The following is a 17,946-nucleotide window of genomic DNA, read 5'->3' as shown; positions in this document are numbered from 1 at the left end:
CGTTTCCTTCACGGTGCGAGCCGCCCCGGATTTTTCCAAGGGGACACGAAACCGATGAATACACTACTGATCATTCTCAAGATGCTGCCGCTCGTCCTGACGGCGGTCCGGGCCGTCGAAGACGCCATTCCCCTGCCCGGCCAGGGCAAGAAGAAGCTCGACCTCGTGCTGGACATTCTCCGGACCGCCTATGACGGCAGTATGGATGTCGCGCGCGAGTTCAGTTGGGAGAAGCTCGTGACCGTAGTAGTCCCGATGATCAACAAGATCGTGGGTCTGCACAACGAGCTCGGGCTGTTTCAGAAACCGGAAAAGGCATGACCGAGCTGCAGGTGGTGACGTGGCCGGTCGAAAGGCTGATCCCTTACGCCCGGAATGCGCGCACGCATAGTGACGAACAGGTCGCCCAGATCGCGGCGTCGATCGCTGAGTTCGGGTGGACCAACCCCATCATCGCCGGGTCCGATGGAATTGTCATCGCCGGCCACGCCCGCCTGCAGGCGGCTCGGAAACTGGGCATGACCGAAGTGCCGGTCATTGTCCTCGACCACTTGACCGAAACACAACGGCGCGCTCTTGTTCTTGCTGACAACCGGCTGGCTCTGAACGCCGGATGGGATGAGGAGATGCTGCGCGTCGAGTTGACCACGCTCGAGGAGGAAGGCTTCAACCTCGACTTGGTCGGATTCACTGATGGCGAACTGGAGGATCTGCTGCGCGATGCTGAGCCGGTTCCACCCGGCGGCACCGATGAGGATGCGGTTCCGGAGACGCCGGAATCCGCGGTGACGGTCCCCGGCGATGTCTGGCTCTTGGGGGACCACCGGCTGCTGTGTGGGGACTCGATCCAGATAGAAGCGGTGGAGAAGGTGCTCGCCGGCGGCCTGGCCGACATGGTCTTCACGGATCCGCCCTACAACGTGAACTACGGCGCGACGATGAAAGACAAGCTGCGCGGTAAGAAGCGCAAGATCGCCAATGACAATCTCGGTGACGGCTTCGACCAGTTCCTCCGGGATACCTGCGCCAACCTGCTGGCGGTGACCAAGGGCGCGATCTACGTCTGCATGTCGTCTTCGCAGCTGCACACCTTGCATCAGGCCTTCACCGGGAGTGGCGGGCACTGGTCTACGTTCGTCATCTGGGCGAAGAACACCTTCACGATGGGGCGGTCGGATTACCAGCGCCAGTACGAGCCGATCCTGTACGGCTGGAAAGAAGGCACCGACCACTTCTGGTGCGGCGCCCGCGACCAAGGCGACGTCTGGCTTGTGAAGAAGCCGGTCTCGAACGACCTGCATCCGACGATGAAGCCCGTCGAATTGGTGGAGCGCGCGGTCCGGAACAGCAGCAAAAACCGGGATACGGTGCTTGATCCGTTCGGCGGATCGGGATCGACGCTGATCGCCTGCGAGCGGACCGGACGCCAGGCGCGGCTCATCGAGCTCGAACCGAAGTACTGCGACGTCATCGTCCGGCGCTTCCAGGAGTATGCCGGCAAGACGGCGACGCTGGAAACCGATGGCCGGGCATTTGCCGATGTTGCGGCGGAGCGCTTGGGGGTGGCCGCATGAATCGAACGCTGCCACCGGGAGTTGGCCCAGATCGAAGCCGAGATCCGCGCCGGCAATCCCGACATCCAGGGCCTCTGCCTGGCACTGTCGGACTGGTCCGCCGAGTTACGCATCCTTAAGAACCTCCCATGGAAAACCACGTTCTACTTCAAGTCCTGATCGCCGCCATCGGTCTGGTGTCCGGTCTGATCGGCGCGTATGTCAGCCTGCAGAATCGTGCGCTGCTGGCGGAGGTGCGCCGCGAGCTTGCTGAGTTGGAGAACCGCATCATCACGCGCATTAACGGAACGTACGTGAGGCGGAGCGAATGTGAGCTCCGCGAGGAGCTCGTTCACGAAAGGCTCGCGGCAATCGCCGACGAGGTGAAGAACAGAAACGCCGCCGGTTTGTAAGGCCGGCGGCGGTAGCGCGAGGGAGTTGTTACTGGCTCACGCGGTAGGCGCGCGCGCCACTCTCGGTCTTGAAGGATTCGACTTTGATGCCCATTTTCTTGGAGAGGCCGCCAGAGATGAAGCCGCGGACGCTGTGCGCCTGCCAGCCGGTGGCGGACATGATGTCGGCGAGAGTCGCGCCAGCCGGGCGGCGGAGCATGTCGAGTACGATGGCTTTCTTGCTGCCCTCGCGCGCGGCTTTGGGCCCCGTGGCGTCCTCTTTGGGCGTGGCCTCCTTGGTCGCCTTGGCCTTCTTCGGCGCGGCGGGGGCCGCGTGTTGCGCGGGGGCGGGCGTCAGTGCTTGGACCGCCTTCCAGATGCGGGTGGCCGCCGTCTTGCGGTCCGTGAACTTCTTGACCGGCTTCAGCGTGTCGAAGGGCACCACGCCGGCGAAGTTGTTCCAAACGTCGACGAAGCGGCCGATCGGCCACTGGCTGGTCAGCTTGGCCAGTTCCTTCTCGCTGGCAAAGGTACCTTCGGTGCTTCCGATGCGGTGGTTCAGCGCATCCTCGTACTCGGCAAACGCCGTGATGTTGTTCTCGGTGTCGATCGTGAAAGTGGTCATGTTTGTTCTCCTGGTCTATCGATTCATGCCGGCGAGCTTGCCGTCGGCGGTTAGGTGCAAGTTCTTGAGATAGCCGCTGGCCAGGCGTGCCCAGCCAAACGGCGTCGAAATTTCGTGGCGGGCGGCGATGCGGCTCAACTTCAGCCGGTGCGTGCCGTTGTCGAACTCCTTCTTGAGGTGGCCCCAGCGGTCGAGCGCCCAGCCGTTCCGCGTGGCCCAGGCAGTGAGTTCGTCGCGGGTCATGGTCAGTACTCCAGCCCCTTGGCGTCGACGGCGCTGCGGTCGCCGAGGCTGGCCAGGACGTAGGCGAGTTCCTCGGTCACGCGGCCGAGGTCGCCGGCGTACCCCCAGTTGGCGGGCTCCTGCGCCTGGCTCGCTTTGTGCTGCTCCAGGCGGCTGGCGATGCGCTTGAGCAGGTCGGCGCATTCGGCGTGGCGCGCGGCGTAGGTTTCTGCGGCGGTCTGCTTGGTGGTCTTGGTGGTGCGTTGCATCGAACACATGAATCGCTTCGGTGCGGCGCAATAGCAAGGGAATCCTCAGAAGAATCTTCGAGGCGATTGGCAGGCGAAGGACCCGATGTATACGGACCAACAATTGCAGGCGCTGCGCGATGCTCTGGCCAACGGGGTGCGCCGAGTTCGCTTCGGTGACCGGGAGATCGAGTACCGGACCGTCGAGGAACTGAAGGAAGCGATCGCAGCCGCCGAGGCGGACGTGACGAAAAACAGCGGCGTGCCTGTGATCCGGCAGATCCGCGTGCAGACGCAAAAGGGCTTCTGAAGACAGTGGGATTCTGGAATCGACTCCGGGCGGCATTGCCGAGGCTGCGCGCCGCATCCGATTACGAGGCGGCTGCTGCGACTCGGCGCACCACCGGCTGGGCGCCGTCCACGGGCGACATCAACACGCTCGTCTTTCAGAGCGGGGACACGTTACGGTCGCGCTCGCGGGATATGGTGCGCCGGAATCCCTGGGCCACGAACGCCCTTGATGCGTTCATCGGAAACTGCATCGGCACGGGCATCAAGCCGCAGTCGCAGCACGCGGACGCGGCGATCAAGGAGCAGATCCAGGCGTTGTGGCTGCGGTGGACAGACGAAGCCGATGCCTCCGGCCTGACGGATTTCTACGGGCTGCAGTCACTTGCTTGCCGGTCGGTGATGGAAGCGGGCGAGTGCTTCGTCCGTCTGCGCCCGCGTTTGCCAAAGGATGGGTTGTCCGTGCCGCTGCAGCTTCAGGTCCTCGAAGCTGAGCATCTGCCGACCAATGAGACGCGGAAGCTGGAGAACGGGAACTACGTTCGTGCCGGCATCGAGTTCAACGGGATTGGGAAGCGAGTCGCTTATCGCCTCTATCGTGAACATCCTGGCGACGCTCTGAATCCGATGGCCTCAACCGAGCTGGTGCGGGTGCCCGCGGAATTCGTCCTGCATTTGTTCCGGCCACTGCGGCCTGGCCAATTACGGGGTCAGCCTTGGCTGACGCAGGTGCTCGTCAAGCTCTATGAGCTCGACCAATACGACGACGCCGAGCTCGTGCGGAAGAAGACGGCAGCGATGTTTGCGGGCTTCGTCACAAAGAACGCTCCGCAGGATTCGCTGCTGGGTGAGGCGAATCCGGACTCGACGGGCGCAGCCTTGGCGGGCCTCGAGCCGGGAACGCTTCAGGTGTTGCTGCCTGGCGAGGACGTGAAGTTCTCCTCTCCCGCTGATGTGGGTGCCACCTACGAAACCTTCATGCGCGTGCAGTTGCGGAGCATCGCGGCGGGCATGGGGATCACTTATGAGCAACTGACCGGCGATCTCACGGGTGTGAACTACTCCTCGATCCGGGCGGGTTTGTTGGAGTTTCGCAGGCGATGCGAACAGTTTCAGCACCAGGTGATCGTGTTCCAGATGTGCCGCCCGATCTGGCAGGCCTGGATCGACGCGGCAGTGCTGAGCGGCGCGCTGCCGAAGGCGCGGGAGCTGGCGCCCTACTACAACGTGAAGTGGATTCCGCCCGGCTTCGCCTGGGTCGATCCGCTGAAGGACATCAAGGCCCAGATCATGGCCGTGCGCGCAGGCTTCAAGAGCCGCGCCGAGGTCGTCTCCGAACAGGGCTACGACGCGGAAGGGATCGACCGCGAGATCGCCGCCGACAATGCGCGCGCCGATTCACTCGGCCTCGAATATGACTCCGATCCACGAAAGGAACCGAATGCACCCGCTACCGCATCTGGCGACGCGAATCTTTGATACCCCGTTGCTGATCGCGCCGCAGAAACTCGAGGTGATCCTTGCGGCGCTCGCACCTCGGCTCGGGATTGAAGTGCCGCCGGTGTCGGCCGCCGCCGCCACCGAGCGAGCTTCGCGAAAGCCATACGAAGTGACGACGGACGGCATCGCCATCATCCCGGTCGAAGGGACGCTGGTCCATAAGACTCGCGGGTTGGACGCCTTGTCTGGGCTACGGTCCTACGTGGACATCCAGCAGGAGATTGAAGACGCCGCAACGGACCCGGCAATCGAAGGGATCCTGCTTGAAATCGACTCGCCCGGTGGCGAGGTGGCCGGCGCCTTTGATGTGGCCGACGCGGTGTATTCGGCACGCGCGACGAAGCCTCTCTTCGCTGTTGCCAACAACGATGCCTTCAGCGCCGCGTATTTGCTGGCGTCAGGGGCACAGCGCCTCTACGTCAGTCGTACCTCCGGTGTCGGCAGCGTGGGCGTCATCGTGAGCCACCTCGACATGAGCGTCAGCGACGAGAAGATGGGCTACCGCTACACGATCGTCAGCGCCGGTGCCCGCAAGGCCGACTTCAATCCACACGCGCCGCTCAGCGACGAGGCGAAGGGCATCCTCGAAGGTGAGATCGCCCGTACCTACGGGTTGCTCGTGAACACGGTCGCCCGAAACCGGGGATTGCCGGAGGCCGCCATCCGAGGGACCGAGGCCGGCCTCTTCTTCGGCAGCGACGCCCTCAATGTGAAGTTTGCCGACCGGGTGGGCACTCGCCAGGATGCATTGGCCGACCTGCGCGCGGCGATCGGCCCAGCAGCACTTTCAACTCAAAACCAAGGGAGAACCAGTATGCACGAAGAACCGCTCGCGGCGGAGAGACAGGACTCTGCCGTCGATCTTGACGCCATCCGCGCGGAGGCACGCAGGCAGGGTTACGCCGAAGCGCGGGAAATCGTGGAACTCTGCGCGCTCGCCGGCATGCCTACCCGCGCGGCCGCGCTTCTGGCGAGGGACGTCGGCCCCGCCGAGGCCCGGCAACACCTCATGGAGGCACGCGCCGCGGAGGATGCACCCGAGATCCGGTCCCACGTCATGCCGGACACCGGCACCAGCGTGAAGGCCAATCCAGAGAACAGTCCGGTGATGAAGGCCGTCGAGCGTCTCGCCGGGAAAGGAGTGAACTGAAATGCCCGTTCAATCGGAACAGAACTATCTTGGCGACTGGCTGAAGCACGAGGCGGAGAGCCTTTACAGTCGCGACGAAGTGGTGGTCGTCTCCGGCCAGAACCTGGCCACCGGCACGGTGGTCGGGATCATCACCGCAAGCGGGAAGGTGACGGTGCTCGCGCCGGCTGCCAGCGACGGATCGCAGAACGCCGCCGGCGTGCTGCTGCTGGGTGTCGATGCCTCCGCCGCCGACAAGGGCGGCGTCATCATCGCGCGGCATGCCATCTGCTCGGACAAGAAGCTGGTCTGGCCTGGCGGCATCACTGCTCCGCAGAAGAGCACCGCCATCGGCCAACTGAAGACCCTGGGCGTTCTCGTCCGGGAAGGAGCCTAACCCATGATGCTGAATCCCTTTTCGACGGACGCCTTCAACATGACGGCGCTCACCGCCGCCATCAACAAGATCCCGAACACCTACGGTCGCATTGAGCAGTTGAACCTCATGGCGCCGCAGGGCGTGCGTACGCGCACCATCATCATCGAAGAGATGAGCGGCGTGCTGAACCTGTTGCCGACGCAACCGGTCGGCGCGCCCGGTACCGTGGGCACGATCGGCAAGCGCAAAGTGCGCTCGTTCGTGATCCCGCACATCCCACACGACGATGCCGTGCTGCCCGAGGAAGTTCAGGGCATCCGGGCCTTCGGCTCCGAAACGGAGACCGACGCCCTGGCGAACTTGCTGGCGCTGAAACTGCAGAACATGCGCAACAAGCACGCCATCACGCTCGAGTACCTGCGGATGGGCGCTCTCAAAGGCGTGATCCTCGACGCTGACGGCTCGACGCTCTACGACCTGTACAGTGAGTTCGGCATCACGGCGAAGACCGTGAGCTTCGCCCTCGCGACGGCAGGCACCGAAGTGCTGCTGAAGGTGCTCGAGGTGAAGCGCCACATTGAGGACAACCTCAAGGGCGAGTTCATGACGGGCATCCAGTGCCTTTGCTCGCAGGGCTTCTACGACGCCTTCACCACGCACGCGAAGGTGAAGGAGGCATTCCAGTACTATCAGCGCAACCAGCAACTCGGCAACGACTACCGCTCGGGCTTCACGTTCGGCGGCGTGACGTTCGAGGAATATCGCGGCCAGGCGACCGACGCCAACGGCACGGTGCGGAAGTTCATCGCCGACGACGAGGCGCACTTCCTCCCTATTGGCACGGCGAACACCTTCCGGACGTACTTCGCGCCAGCGGACTTCAACGAGACGGCGAATACGCTGGGTCTGCCGCTGTACGCGAAGCAGGAGCCGCGGAAGTTTGGGCGCGGCACCGACCTGCATACGCAGCAGAACCCGCTGCCCATTTGTCTGCGGCCGGAAGTTCTGGTCAAAGGCACGAAGGCCTGAGCCATGGCGGACTGGACCTCCCTGCTGAATGGGCTGAACGGCACCGTGCTCGGATCGTTCGGCAGGGAGGTTGCGTATCTGCCGCAGACGGGCAGCCAGGCGGCTATCAGGGGCATCTTCGAAAACACTCGTGAGGCGCAGGAGAACGTGCCCGGCGTCTACGCGGTGCTGTTTGTGCGGCTGGCGGATTTCGCGCAGCAGCCGGCGCGAGGGGATGAAGTCCTGGTGGATGGCGTGACTTACAAGGTCTTTGATGTCGAGGCGGACACGAGCGGCGCGGTCGTGCTCCGGCTTCGGCAGGTGTAACGATGCCCTCAGTACGCATCTGGCAGAAGAAGCAGATTCGCCTCGACCGCCTCACTTTCCCGCAGCACCAGATGTTCAAGATCGCGAACGTCGGCGTGGCGGTGGTGAAGAACCGTCTCGCGGCCGCGCAGGGTCCAACGGACTCCGCGGCCAAGCCCCTCACCAAGCGGTACGCCATCTGGAAGACCAAGCGGGGCCGGGGCAATCGCCGCACTCTCACGTTCACAGGCGACATGCTGCGTAACTTCCAGGTGCGCACAGTCAGCGAGAACAAAGCGCGCTCGGGTCTTTCGACGCGCAAGGACCGGATCAAGGCATGGGCCAACCAGAAGATCGAAGCATGGATGGTCTTCTCGGCGCGCAATAAGGCAGCGGTGACGGAAGCGGCGCGGCGGGTGTTTGCAGAGAGCGTGAAGCGACTCACCCTGGAACGCGTGCTGGGCGGGAAGCAACGATGATCGACACGTCGGAACTCGTGGATGCCCTGGTGGCGATGCTCCGGGACATCCCGGAGTTGGTCAGCGAGATGGGCGGCGATCCGGACCGGATTTATGCCTATCACGATCAATACCCGAAGCGGTCGAGCCTTGCCTACGCCATCCACCAGATGCCGGCGCCGTCGATCATGGCCGCTTGGCAGGGGACTTCGCCCGGCAGCTTCGGCGGGAGCGACGTGTGGAAACACCAGGTGTCGCTGTTCTTGCGCGCACGGGAGACTTTCGACGGCGATCCGCCAACGGCGTACTACCGGCTGTTCCGGCTGATTACCAAGGGCGCTCCGGGATCGGCTGGCGTCCCGATGCTCAATTCCACCGTCCACCCCTCCTGCTACCCGATGGACATCCCGTCCATTCAGCGATCCACGGACGCGGAGGGTTTGGACTACTTCGAGGTGAACATGTCCTTCACGGAGATTGGCGATGACTGACGAACGCGTGTGGCTGCGGCCTCCCCACGGGCAGGGCGAGCCGAAGGAGGTCGAGGCAAAGCCCGAGACGCTTGTGCCTCTGATGATCACGGGGTGGTCGCAGTGCCCGCCGCCGAACACGAAAGAGGAGGTGAAACCCGATGTCGACGAGTAGGTTGCAGGAAGTTCTGATCTGCTTCGGCAAGCAGAAGCAGACCGACATCGCCACGGCGAACTCGGCGGTGCAGATGTGGCAACTGCGCAAGCTGAACGCCGCCCTCGCCAACCCGAAACTCAACACGGAGAATGACGCCGACGAATTCGGAAAGGGTCACGAATTCCCCACGCAGTCCTTCCAGACGTCCTGGGATGCGGGGAGCACCATCGAAAAGTACCTGAGTGCGGAGATCGCGGCATGGGCCATGGCGTTTTCGCTCGGCAAGGTGGTGAAGTCGGGCACCAACCCCAACTTCACGTACACGTGCACGCCACTGTTTCCGGCCGCCGGCGACGCGGCCGAGTTGCCGTACTTCTCCTTCGTCGAGCAGATCCGCCCAGGCGCCGGCGTTGTTGTGGATCGCATGGCGGTGGGCTGCGCGATCGAGGGTTGGACTATCTCCATCGGCAGCGGGCCCGGTCGCGCCAACTCGAAGATCAACGTCGAATTCGTTGGCTCGGGCAAGCTGACCGAGCCTTCCGGCATCGTCGTCCCGGCGGCGACTCTCGAAAAGCTGTTGCCGTCTGCCTCCCTGGCCCTGGCAATCAACGGCGTCAACTATGTCTCGAACAAGAACATCGTTTCGCTGGAGACCAGTTGGAAGAACAACATCCTCATGGATGCGGGGTTCTTTCCCGGGTCGGGCTTCCAGACGCCGGGCGATGCCACGAGCGGAGCCATCCGCGGCCGCCTCGAGTTTGGCAAGCGGCAGGGCACATTGCGCTTCACCGCCCGATTCGAAAACGGCTCGACCGAGCTGACGAAGCTCAAGAGCCAAACGACGGGCACGGCGGTTATCACCCTCACCTATGACGCGAACAACTCTCTGCAAATCACTTGGGAAAAGGTCTCCTTCGCGACCGCCGAGGTGGGTGAGACGGACGGCATCGTCACAGTGGCGGTCGAGTGCCTACCGATGTACGACTCCACCAACGGCATCATCTCCGCCGTCGCCAAATGCGGCGTTGACAGCATCTGCCAGTAGAAAGGACTCTGATGGAAACGACTCCTGTAGTGTTTGACGCCGCGCGCCCGATCGCGCTGCAGCTGCGCACGCCCACAGGCTTGAAAACTGTTCGCGTCCGGTTCCCCAACGATGAGGAATGGATCGAGCGCCAGCGGAAGCGCAAGGTCATTGTGAAGCAGTTGGGGCGAGGCGTGTCCGAAACGACCATCCCGAACTCCGAGGATGCCGACGCCGCACTGCTGACGAAGATCCGTGTGCCCGAGGAGAACGCGCCCGAAGTGGACGCCTTCGAAGCGAGCCGGGTCATCGAGCAGTTGAGCCAAGCAGAGGTAGACGACGTGGTCCAGGTAGGCGACGCGTTCCGGGTGACGCTCCGGGTTCTCGGCGGCACGGTGACGCATCTGCTGAAGATGCCGTCGGCGAAGGACGTGTTCGAATACCGGCGCGGCTTCGCCCGCGTGCTGGATCTTCCCTACAACCGTCAGGAGTTGATCATCAACCTGGCGCCTGCGGGCGCGCTCTTCAAGCGGTTGGCTCAGACGGCAGAAGGGTACGCGGGGGAGGTCCCAGTCATTCACCAGGCTGTGGCGGTGAAAGCAGCGATTGATGCCCTCGACGCCGCATTCCAGGAGACCGCCGACCCAAACTGACAGCCGGGGGGTGGCCCGAGCAGCCCTCCCTGCGGTTCCTGATTCACTGGGCCCTTCGCCGCGACGAGTTGTGTGACCCGGGGCTGTGCCCGGACGCACCTGACGACGGTGGTCGCTGTGACCGCTGCCCGCTCGACAGGTTGGAAGCGGCGCAGTCTTCCGAAACCGGACTGCTGTTACGACAGGCCATCGATATCCGGACCGCCTTGAAGCTGGGCATCCCGATCGGCCTCGATGATATCCGGGCGGATGAGTTTCGGGCGCTGGTGGTGCTGGAAGAAGAACGAGACCGGCTGGACCGTGAGCAGATGAATCCGCATGGCCGATAACAAGCTCGAACTGGTCGTCGAAGTCGATACCAACAGGGCCAATGCGTCTATCAAGAGCGTCAACGCGAGCCTGTCGAGCATGGAGTCCGCCGCGGCCAAGAGCGCCAAGGGCGCGGCGCAGGGAATTGACGGGATGACGGCTGCAATGGCGAAGGGCGCGACAGCGGGAAACCTGTTCGCCGACGCCATCCAGAGTGCGATTGCCTGGGCGAAGGAGTTTACTGTCGGCTCGGTCATGATGGCAGCAGAGAACGCCAAGGCTGAGGCATCCCTCAAGGCGCTGGCCACCGCGCACGGCGTGGGCGCGGCGGCGGCAACGAGGCAAGTTGCGGCTATCGAAGAGATCGGCTTCGAGTTCACAGAGGCAGCGCATGCCGTTCAGCGTCTGATCGTTGCCGACATGGACTTGGGCAAGGCCCAGGGTCTGGCCAAGCTGGCCAAAGACGCGGCGGCTGTGCAAAACGTGTCGGCGGGAGAGGCGATGGATGCCATCGTCCTCGCCATTGAGTCGGGTGCCTCGCGTGGATTGCGCACGTTGGGGCTGTTCGTCGACTTCCAGAAGGATGCCCAGATCGCCCAGCTTCAATTGGGCCGTTCGCTCACTGAGACCGAAGAGAAGCAGCTCCGCTACAACGCCGTGATGCGGGAAGGGGCCAAGATCCAGGGCGCCCATGCGGCCGCATCGCAGACGGTGGAGGGTCAACTCGGTGCACTCCGGCGCGAGTTCAACAACCTGCGGGAGGACATCGGGGCCAAGTTCCAGGATGACCTCAAGGGACTCGTCAGCAACCTGCGCGGCTTGGTCGGCTGGCTCAAGGAGAACACGGACCTGCTGACCAAGTTCGGGGAGGTAGCCCTGTGGGTGGCCGGCGTCCTGGCCTCCTACGCGCTCGCCGACAAGATCATGGCGTTGGCGAAGTCCATCGCCGCGTTGAATCTGGCCAGCCTAAATCCGTACGCCCTGCTCGCCGTTGGTGTGGTCGGTGCGGGCCTTGCGATCTACTCGCAGTGGAAGGACACCCAGGCGCAGTTGCAGGCGCGCTTTGACGACATGCAGCGGCAGGCGCTCCGCGACGATCTCTTTAGCGGTAAGACCAACGTCGATGCTCTGCGCAAACAGGGCATGACCGACGACCAGATCCGGGAACTGGTGACCGGCAAGCGGCTACTGCCCGGTGAGCAGCCATTCGAGTTTGGCGGCCCGAAGATCACCATTAAGACCGGCAACGAACCAAACCTCGAAGCGCTGAAGCGCGCTGCTGAGATCCGCAGGCGGCAGGCGGAAGTGGAGCGGGATTCTCGCCAGGCCGCGATCGAGGCCGGCGCCAAGGGGCAACCGGGCTTTGCCCGAGAGATCGCCGAGATGAACACGCGCATTGAGAAGTGGACCACGTTCACGGATGACAAGGGCGTCTCCCAGCGGATCAACCTGACCCGCCAGGCGTGGCAGAACGTACTCGACGAACTGGGTAACCGTTGGTCGGCATTCAAGGAGAAGTTCCAAAAGGACAACCGCGAGCAGTTGGCCGAGTATCTGAAGGGCGAGGAAGAAGCCGCCCGCAGGCGCATGGAATTCGAGGCCGAAGCGTATCAGCGCCGCCTGCAGTACAACGAGGATATTGCGCGGCGGAACCTCGACCAGAGTGCGCGCATGCTGGGCGCGGAAGAACAGCGCGCCGGCATCGACAGGGATTCCCGGTTGCGGGTCGTCGAGGCCGCTGACGCCCAGACGCTCAAGCAGAAGATCTGGGTGGAACAGCAGAAAGCGCAGATCGAGGTGGACTACCTGGGGCGCGTCCAGGAAGTGAAGATGCGCCTGTTCGACCTCGAAACCTCCCGGATGGTGCTGGAGGAAGAGGCGAACATGAACCGCCTCGGGTACCGTGCTGACGAAATCAAGGCTCGCATCGCGGAACTCGCTCAGCAGCGTGATGAGATCCGGCAGGTGAACCAGGAAGCCACCGATGCCGCCGTCGATGCTGCGCGCCAGAACGCCGCGAACCGCACGGCGGCGATGGTGCGCGACCATAATCGGCAACTTTTTGACACATTCAAGCGCCAAGCCGAAGGCGTATTCGACGCGCTGCTCACGAAGTCGCAGTCCATCTGGTCCGCCATCGGCAATTCGCTCAAGACGGCGCTGCTCACCGCTATCAAGGATGTCGTCACCTCCCGCGTCGCGGCGATGCTGATGCAGTTGTTCACCGGCCAGAAGGTGTCCTTCGCGTCCGGAGGGTCGGGCGGCAGTGGGGTGCTTGGCGGCATCGGCGGGATGCTGGGCGTCGGCGCGGTCCCGGTGTTCAGCGGCGGTGGTGGGCCAATACCTGGCGGTGCGGCGGGCGGATGGGGCACGCCCCCGTTTGTCCCCGGCGGGGCTGCTCCGGGCGCGTCCGGTGCTGGCGGCCGCTTCGGGGGCTGGGGAGCGATGGCCTCAGGGTACAAGGACTGGCTGACGAACCTTGGCAACATCGGCTTCCGTCCGGAACGCTGGCGCATGGATGAGTTGGGCAACATGACGAAGCTCTCCGGCGCGCGCGGTGTCGGCGGCATGAAGGGCGGCGCGATGCTGGCGGGTGGTGCGATGCTCGCGATGGACGGCCTGCGGCGCGGCGGGTGGCTCGGCGTCGGAGAGACCACCGCGGGCGGCGCGCTCATCGGCGCGAAGTTCGGCGGCCCGTTGGGTGCGGCGATCGGTGCGGGAATCGGGTTCGCTGCCGGGATCGTGCGCCTGTTCATCAAGGGCGCGCAGGAGAAGGCGCGGGAGAAGATCAAGGCGACCTACGGTGTGGACATCAGCGATAAGGGCATCCTGAAGCAGATCGTCGACACCGCGAAATCCGGCTTCGGCGGCAACCTGGATCTGGCCATCCGGTCTCAGCAGGTCCGCGATCTGATCCAGTTGTACGCGATGAGCACCGGCCAGAAGCCGACTGGCATGCCCGGTAGCGTGACACCGCTGTCAGTGGTGGAGAGTGGCGGGTCGCTCTTCCAGGCACCGTCCTTCAGTAACGGCAGCCCGCTTCTGGGACTGGGCGGTCCACTGTCGCTCGACCGCATCGGAGGCCGCACGCCCTCCGGATCTGGGCAGGTGGTCATCCAACTGGATGGCCCGGCAACGACCGCGTTGCTCCGCGGTGAAGCGGTCCAGGCAATCGTTGATAACCCGCGCGTGGTGCAGACGGCGACTATGACGGCAACGAAGTCCAACGCCGGGCGCAGAGAGTTGACCAGCCTGCAACTGAGCCCCGGACTACTCACCGCGTGAGTCTCGGAGAGCCGAAGGATGGTTGTCTTCGTCAGGATGAACATCGACAAAAGCGTCGGGAGCGATGCGCGTCAGCTGGCCGATCTGGAGTGAAGGGATCGACTCGAACGTCGCGGTTGCCTGCACTTGCCGCTCCGGAGGCAACACCATGAGCGAAGGCACGGGACCCTCCAGCGGATCGAGGAACTGCGCAAGTCGAGCCATCGCATCGTCGAATGAGACATATCGAGTCTTCAACTTCTGGTCGCCTTCGCTACCCCAGGCGAGCATCAAGTAATCACATTCCGGAAACACCTGAGCGAGGGGGATGGTCTGTTTGCGGGACAATGCCGTTGATCGCACTTCTGCTGACCACACCACCGTCAGCCTCACGCGGTCTCCTGGATCGGAGGTGAGGAGAATTGAAGGTACGAAGATGTTGTCGCCAAGTCTTGCCTGCAGGTCCTCCCTCTTCTTGGTGTACTGCCACCAGTAGAAAGACCGCGCGGGTGGAAGGTATGGCTTGCGAATGGGCTCCTTGTCCCTCGCCACGCCGTGAGTAACCTTCTCGTTGTGCTTGACCCAGCTATCGATGAGAACACTCGCGGCAGTCCCAGGCGCGTGCATTGTGTCCGCTTGAGCGTCATAGAGCCAGAGCAACGACCTGGCGGCGATCTCTGTGATGATTGGCATTACTTCGTGGGCAAAGAAGCTTGGACGCAGGAAGTTCACCGAAACAGAGAGGCCTGCTTCAGCGAAGCCATCGGGTAGTTGAAGCCCGTCCGTGCCGGTCGCGACTTCCGCGCAGAGGTCAAACAAGCAATACACGCCCGTAACAGGGTGATCGTAGTCGAATTGCGTAAGCGAACCATCATCGGACGTTGATTCGGCTGCATGTTCCAGCGCCCGAAGCTCCGCAAGCATGCGAGTGCGATCCACATCATCGCCAACGCACCGGCAGAAATAGAGATCGAAACTCACACAGCGATTATCACAGCATTGCCGCACATCCGGAGGAGGCATCGCCAATCGAACATGCCAGGTTCCGTCCAGAACGCCGCACCCGCCACGGTGCTTCCGCAATCCATGTGCCGCGCGTTTGCGCGGTTGCAGGAATACCCGATCATTGAGAACGAATACCGGAACGGCGAATCCCAGCGGTCCGTGCAGTCGACGACAAGCCGGAAGCGTTGGCGGCTGGCAAAACGGCTATCGCCCACAGCGCTCGAGGCGTTGCGTGATTTCTATGACGCCCGAAGAGGCGCTACCGAGCCGTTCTACTTCTATGACCCCTATGAGACGAGCCCGAAGTTCTCGCATGACCCGACCGGCCAGGCGACGGCGGGCAGGTACACAGTGCGTTTTGACAGCGAGTGGAGCCAGTCGGTTGGACTCGGTCGCGCCGATGTCTCCCTCGAACTGATCGAGTTGGCCTGAAGGATTCAGCATGCCGGGCAAATCGCAAACACACACCGACGCGGTCTTGAACCTGCTGCGCGGCACGACCGTGAATGGCATTTCGCCCTTCGTCGGTCTCTTTTCGGCGGCGCCCGCCAACGACGCCGGCGCAGGCACGGAACTCGCCGGCAACGGCTACCAACGCCAGGCGGCCACGTTTGGTGCGCCCGCAACTGATACGGGCAACGTTCGGAAGATCTCGAACACCAGCAACATCTCCTTCGGGCCATCAAGTTCAGCTTGGCTCCAGGCAGTTGCATTCGGGATCTTCGACGCGGAAACGAGCGGGGCGCTCCTGTACTGGGACGTGCTCCCGACGCCGAAAACCGTGGAACAGGATGACTACGGGCAGTTCGCGCCGGGATCGCTGGTCGTGAAAGAGGACTGACATGGCGGACAACATCGACATCTCGCCCGGCTCTGGTGCAACCGTCGCCACCGACCAAGTCGCCGCCGGTCGCCACTACCAGAGGTTCAAACTCACGGATGGGGCAGAGGGATCGGAAAACCACGCCAGCGTCCGTGCCGACGGCACGCAGGAAGTGAGCCTCGCTGACCTCAACGCTGCGCTGTACGCGATCCTGGAGGCCATTACCCGACCGATCTCGCAGGATCCCGGAACGGGGCGCCTGCGCGTTCTCCTCGACGCGGTCACCGCGAGTCTTACGCTCGCCACTGTCTCTACCGTCACGACGGTGAGCACAGTGACGAACCAGACCCAGATGGGAGGATTTCCTATCTTGGATGTGCTTCTCAAACCCACCGACCGCAATCTGTGGAACAACTCCGTGCGCCAGAGGATCAGCTAATGCCCACAACTCTCGCTTTCAAGCCGCTTGTGGATCTCCCCGAGTGGCGGCCGATTGCCAACGCTCCGGTCGTTTCTGGTGCGGGCACTCAACTGGTGGCCGGGCTTCGCAACAACAGCGACCGCGGCGCCTATGTGTTTCTGCTGGCGAGCAACACCGGCCTGCACGCCTACGACGTGGAAGATGACGACTGGTTTTCGTTGGCTTCCCCCGGGTTGGCCGGCACGTTTGGCGCGGGCGCGGGAGCGGTGATGATGCCGTCGCAGGGCCCCCGCGGAACGCTCGCCGGCGGAGCAACCACCTCGAGCGTCGTTCTCAGCACTGCACTTCCCGCTGCCGTTGCGCCGAACCAGCTCGCAAACAAGGGGAACAGCAACGGCCACAAGATCCGGATCATCGGCAATAGCGCGGGCGGATCAGGCAAGGCGGAGGAGCGGTACATCGTCGGCAACACAGGCGGGACCACGCCGACGCTCTATCTGGACTCGCCACTGTCGTTCGCCCCTGCCGCCGGCGACGCCTACGAGATCCTCTCTGGACGCCTGTACCTGCTGGGGGCTGGCACTCTGGCGGCGGGCGTCTGGAAGTACTACGACCTCGCCACGAACTCGTTCTCCGGCAACCTCGCGACAGCGAGCCTGCCAGCCACCATCAACACCGACTCCAGCTTCGTCGGGCTGGACGAGTCCTACCTTCCCTTCGACGCTAATCCCGGTGACGGCTACTTCGGCCAGTTGACGGCGACGGCTGCCACGGCGAGCACCATCACGGGACAGGCTGCCAGCGGTGACGCGGCCGTGCTGGCGAACGAGTACCGCAACTTCCAAATCCGCATCGTGGAGGACACCGTAAATCCAACCGCTGTCGGACAGCGCAGAAACATCACGTCCCACACGGCGGGCGCGTCGCCGGTTTACACGGTTTCGGCCTGGACGGTGACGCCGTCGGCGAACGCGAAGTTCGTCATCGAGAACAACGGCGACAGGATCCTGCTGTGGTCTTCCGCAAGCACCAGCACGTTCACCTACAACATCACGGCGAACACGTGGGACACGACGACGTTCGGTGTACGCCCTGCCGCGATGGGCGCCGGCTGCGTGTCCTGCCCGTCGTTCTTCATGCGACCGGATGCGGCAAAGCAGGCGCGTCACAGCTATATCTTCAGCTTCCGTGGCGGCAACGTGGCAACCCTGGACCTGTTCGATATCGCGGGCGGTGCCAATGGCTTGTGGACTGGAGCGGTCGCCTATGGGGGTTCCGGTGGCGTCTTGTTCACGACAGGATGCACGATCACGCCCGATCCCTACACCGGCAATGGGCGCTTCGCCTTCATCAATTACAACGGCGGTCAACGCTGCCTGAAGTTCGACGTGAAGAACCGGGTCCTCAGTCCTGCCTTCTACGTGCGATACCCACAAGGGACCGCAGCGGTGGGGCAGCGCATGGCGACGGCGATGTTCGTTGACGGTGCGACGAAGCTCGTGTTCATCCTGCTCCAACGCATGGGCGGCGCGGAGGTTTTCGAGATGGCCGTCCAGAAGTAGGGCTTCATGTCGCTCCTGTTGCTGCTTCGCCGTGGGGCGCGGGTCAACCCTCTGGTTGGAACGGTAATCGGCCAGTCCACGGGTGATGGCCGCCTCGCGGTCGTGAGGTTCATGGCCGGACCGGCGAGTGGGTCGGGGGAGGCCAGTGGC

General features: G+C 63.4%; 24 protein-coding genes. 19 read left to right on the top strand and 5 right to left on the bottom strand.

What is annotated here, in order from left to right:
* The first annotated feature begins 54 nt into the window (after positions 1-54).
* The 3 genes from IRI77_RS36620 to IRI77_RS36610 all read left to right on the top strand — a co-directional run bounded on the left by IRI77_RS36620 (position 55) and on the right by IRI77_RS36610 (position 1,966).
* A complete protein-coding gene (locus tag IRI77_RS36620) occupies positions 55-321 on the top strand; it encodes a hypothetical protein (protein ID WP_194449865.1) in 267 nt (88 codons plus the stop codon).
* Positions 318-1,574, top strand: a complete 1,257-nt coding sequence (locus IRI77_RS36615; RefSeq protein ID WP_194449864.1) for a site-specific DNA-methyltransferase — start codon at positions 318-320, stop codon at positions 1,572-1,574. The genes IRI77_RS36620 and IRI77_RS36615 overlap by 4 nt, the downstream gene beginning before the upstream one ends.
* A gap of 128 nt (positions 1,575-1,702) precedes the next feature.
* On the top strand, positions 1,703-1,966 hold the full coding sequence (locus IRI77_RS36610) for a hypothetical protein (RefSeq protein ID WP_194449863.1): 264 nt from the start codon (positions 1,703-1,705) through the stop codon (positions 1,964-1,966).
* Positions 1,967-1,994: 28 nt separating this feature from the next.
* Here IRI77_RS36610 and IRI77_RS36605 read toward each other — a convergent pair whose 3' ends face one another.
* From IRI77_RS36605 to IRI77_RS36595, 3 genes are read right to left on the bottom strand one after another with little or no spacing between them, the layout of a single operon-like run.
* The gene (locus tag IRI77_RS36605; RefSeq protein WP_194449862.1) at positions 1,995-2,570 is read right to left on the bottom strand and encodes a DUF3489 domain-containing protein; all 576 of its coding nucleotides are present in this window, start codon (positions 2,568-2,570) and stop codon (positions 1,995-1,997) included.
* Between the two features lie 15 nt (positions 2,571-2,585).
* Positions 2,586-2,813, bottom strand: coding sequence for a hypothetical protein (locus tag IRI77_RS36600; RefSeq protein WP_194449861.1), 228 nt, complete (start codon positions 2,811-2,813; stop codon positions 2,586-2,588).
* A 2-nt stretch (positions 2,814-2,815) separates the two neighbouring features.
* On the bottom strand, positions 2,816-3,070 hold the full coding sequence (locus tag IRI77_RS36595) for a hypothetical protein (RefSeq protein ID WP_194449860.1): 255 nt from the start codon (positions 3,068-3,070) through the stop codon (positions 2,816-2,818).
* 76 nt (positions 3,071-3,146) lie between these two features.
* On the opposite strand from IRI77_RS36595, the gene IRI77_RS36590 reads away from it, so the two are divergent.
* The 11 genes from IRI77_RS36590 to IRI77_RS36540 are packed head-to-tail and all read left to right on the top strand — an operon-like array spanning position 3,147 to position 10,412.
* Positions 3,147-3,350 carry a phage head-tail joining protein gene (locus IRI77_RS36590; protein ID WP_194449859.1) on the top strand — a complete coding sequence of 68 codons (204 nt, stop codon included), beginning with the start codon at positions 3,147-3,149 and terminating at the stop codon, positions 3,348-3,350.
* 35 nt (positions 3,351-3,385) lie between these two features.
* Positions 3,386-4,807 carry a phage portal protein gene (locus IRI77_RS36585; RefSeq protein ID WP_194449858.1) on the top strand — a complete coding sequence of 474 codons (1,422 nt, stop codon included), beginning with the start codon at positions 3,386-3,388 and terminating at the stop codon, positions 4,805-4,807.
* Positions 4,770-5,978, top strand: a complete 1,209-nt coding sequence (locus IRI77_RS36580) for a S49 family peptidase (RefSeq protein WP_194449857.1) — start codon at positions 4,770-4,772, stop codon at positions 5,976-5,978. The genes IRI77_RS36585 and IRI77_RS36580 overlap by 38 nt, the downstream gene beginning before the upstream one ends.
* Before the next feature lies 1 nt (position 5,979).
* Positions 5,980-6,354 carry a head decoration protein gene (locus IRI77_RS36575; RefSeq protein WP_194449856.1) on the top strand — a complete coding sequence of 125 codons (375 nt, stop codon included), beginning with the start codon at positions 5,980-5,982 and terminating at the stop codon, positions 6,352-6,354.
* A gap of 6 nt (positions 6,355-6,360) precedes the next feature.
* On the top strand, positions 6,361-7,365 hold the full coding sequence (locus tag IRI77_RS36570; RefSeq protein ID WP_194453924.1) for a major capsid protein: 1,005 nt from the start codon (positions 6,361-6,363) through the stop codon (positions 7,363-7,365).
* 3 nt (positions 7,366-7,368) lie between these two features.
* Positions 7,369-7,671: a head-tail joining protein gene (locus IRI77_RS36565; RefSeq protein ID WP_194449855.1), complete on the top strand. Its 303-nt coding sequence runs from the start codon at positions 7,369-7,371 to the stop codon at positions 7,669-7,671.
* A gap of 2 nt (positions 7,672-7,673) precedes the next feature.
* Positions 7,674-8,129, top strand: coding sequence for a hypothetical protein (locus IRI77_RS36560; protein ID WP_194449854.1), 456 nt, complete (start codon positions 7,674-7,676; stop codon positions 8,127-8,129).
* Positions 8,126-8,599 carry a hypothetical protein gene (locus IRI77_RS36555; RefSeq protein ID WP_194449853.1) on the top strand — a complete coding sequence of 158 codons (474 nt, stop codon included), beginning with the start codon at positions 8,126-8,128 and terminating at the stop codon, positions 8,597-8,599. The genes IRI77_RS36560 and IRI77_RS36555 overlap by 4 nt, the downstream gene beginning before the upstream one ends.
* Positions 8,592-8,753, top strand: coding sequence for a hypothetical protein (locus IRI77_RS36550; protein WP_194449852.1), 162 nt, complete (start codon positions 8,592-8,594; stop codon positions 8,751-8,753). Before IRI77_RS36555 ends, IRI77_RS36550 begins: the two co-directional genes overlap by 8 nt.
* On the top strand, positions 8,740-9,780 hold the full coding sequence (locus IRI77_RS36545) for a hypothetical protein (protein ID WP_194449851.1): 1,041 nt from the start codon (positions 8,740-8,742) through the stop codon (positions 9,778-9,780). The genes IRI77_RS36550 and IRI77_RS36545 overlap by 14 nt, the downstream gene beginning before the upstream one ends.
* Before the next feature lie 11 nt (positions 9,781-9,791).
* Positions 9,792-10,412 carry a hypothetical protein gene (locus IRI77_RS36540; protein ID WP_194449850.1) on the top strand — a complete coding sequence of 207 codons (621 nt, stop codon included), beginning with the start codon at positions 9,792-9,794 and terminating at the stop codon, positions 10,410-10,412.
* Between the two features lie 176 nt (positions 10,413-10,588).
* Here IRI77_RS36540 and IRI77_RS36535 read toward each other — a convergent pair whose 3' ends face one another.
* Positions 10,589-10,732, bottom strand: coding sequence for a hypothetical protein (locus IRI77_RS36535; RefSeq protein WP_194449849.1), 144 nt, complete (start codon positions 10,730-10,732; stop codon positions 10,589-10,591).
* Between IRI77_RS36535 and IRI77_RS36530 the strand changes: the two genes are divergently transcribed.
* Positions 10,731-14,006: a hypothetical protein gene (locus IRI77_RS36530; RefSeq protein ID WP_194449848.1), complete on the top strand. Its 3,276-nt coding sequence runs from the start codon at positions 10,731-10,733 to the stop codon at positions 14,004-14,006. The genes IRI77_RS36535 and IRI77_RS36530 overlap by 2 nt on opposite strands.
* Here IRI77_RS36530 and IRI77_RS36525 read toward each other — a convergent pair.
* Entirely contained in the window at positions 13,992-14,966 is a 975-nt protein-coding gene (locus IRI77_RS36525) for a hypothetical protein (RefSeq protein WP_194449847.1), read from the bottom strand. The genes IRI77_RS36530 and IRI77_RS36525 overlap by 15 nt on opposite strands.
* A 54-nt stretch (positions 14,967-15,020) precedes the next feature.
* On the opposite strand from IRI77_RS36525, the gene IRI77_RS36520 reads away from it, so the two are divergent.
* The 4 genes from IRI77_RS36520 to IRI77_RS36505 are packed head-to-tail and all read left to right on the top strand — an operon-like array spanning position 15,021 to position 17,796.
* Positions 15,021-15,422: a hypothetical protein gene (locus IRI77_RS36520; RefSeq protein WP_194449846.1), complete on the top strand. Its 402-nt coding sequence runs from the start codon at positions 15,021-15,023 to the stop codon at positions 15,420-15,422.
* Between the two features lie 10 nt (positions 15,423-15,432).
* The gene (locus IRI77_RS36515) at positions 15,433-15,831 is read left to right on the top strand and encodes a phage tail fiber protein (RefSeq protein WP_194449845.1); all 399 of its coding nucleotides are present in this window, start codon (positions 15,433-15,435) and stop codon (positions 15,829-15,831) included.
* A 1-nt stretch (position 15,832) separates the two neighbouring features.
* A complete protein-coding gene (locus IRI77_RS36510; protein WP_194449844.1) occupies positions 15,833-16,252 on the top strand; it encodes a hypothetical protein in 420 nt (139 codons plus the stop codon).
* Complete coding sequence (locus tag IRI77_RS36505; protein WP_194449843.1) at positions 16,252-17,796, top strand: hypothetical protein; 1,545 nt, start codon at positions 16,252-16,254, stop codon at positions 17,794-17,796. The genes IRI77_RS36510 and IRI77_RS36505 overlap by 1 nt, the downstream gene beginning before the upstream one ends.
* The last annotated feature ends 150 nt before the right edge of the window (positions 17,797-17,946 follow it).

It is taken from the genome of Paludibaculum fermentans, from assembly GCF_015277775.1.
GTDB lineage: Bacteria > Acidobacteriota > Terriglobia > Bryobacterales > Bryobacteraceae > Paludibaculum > Paludibaculum fermentans.
The sequence above is the reverse complement of the archived record's forward strand: the minus strand, read 5'-3'. Positions and strand labels throughout refer to the sequence as shown.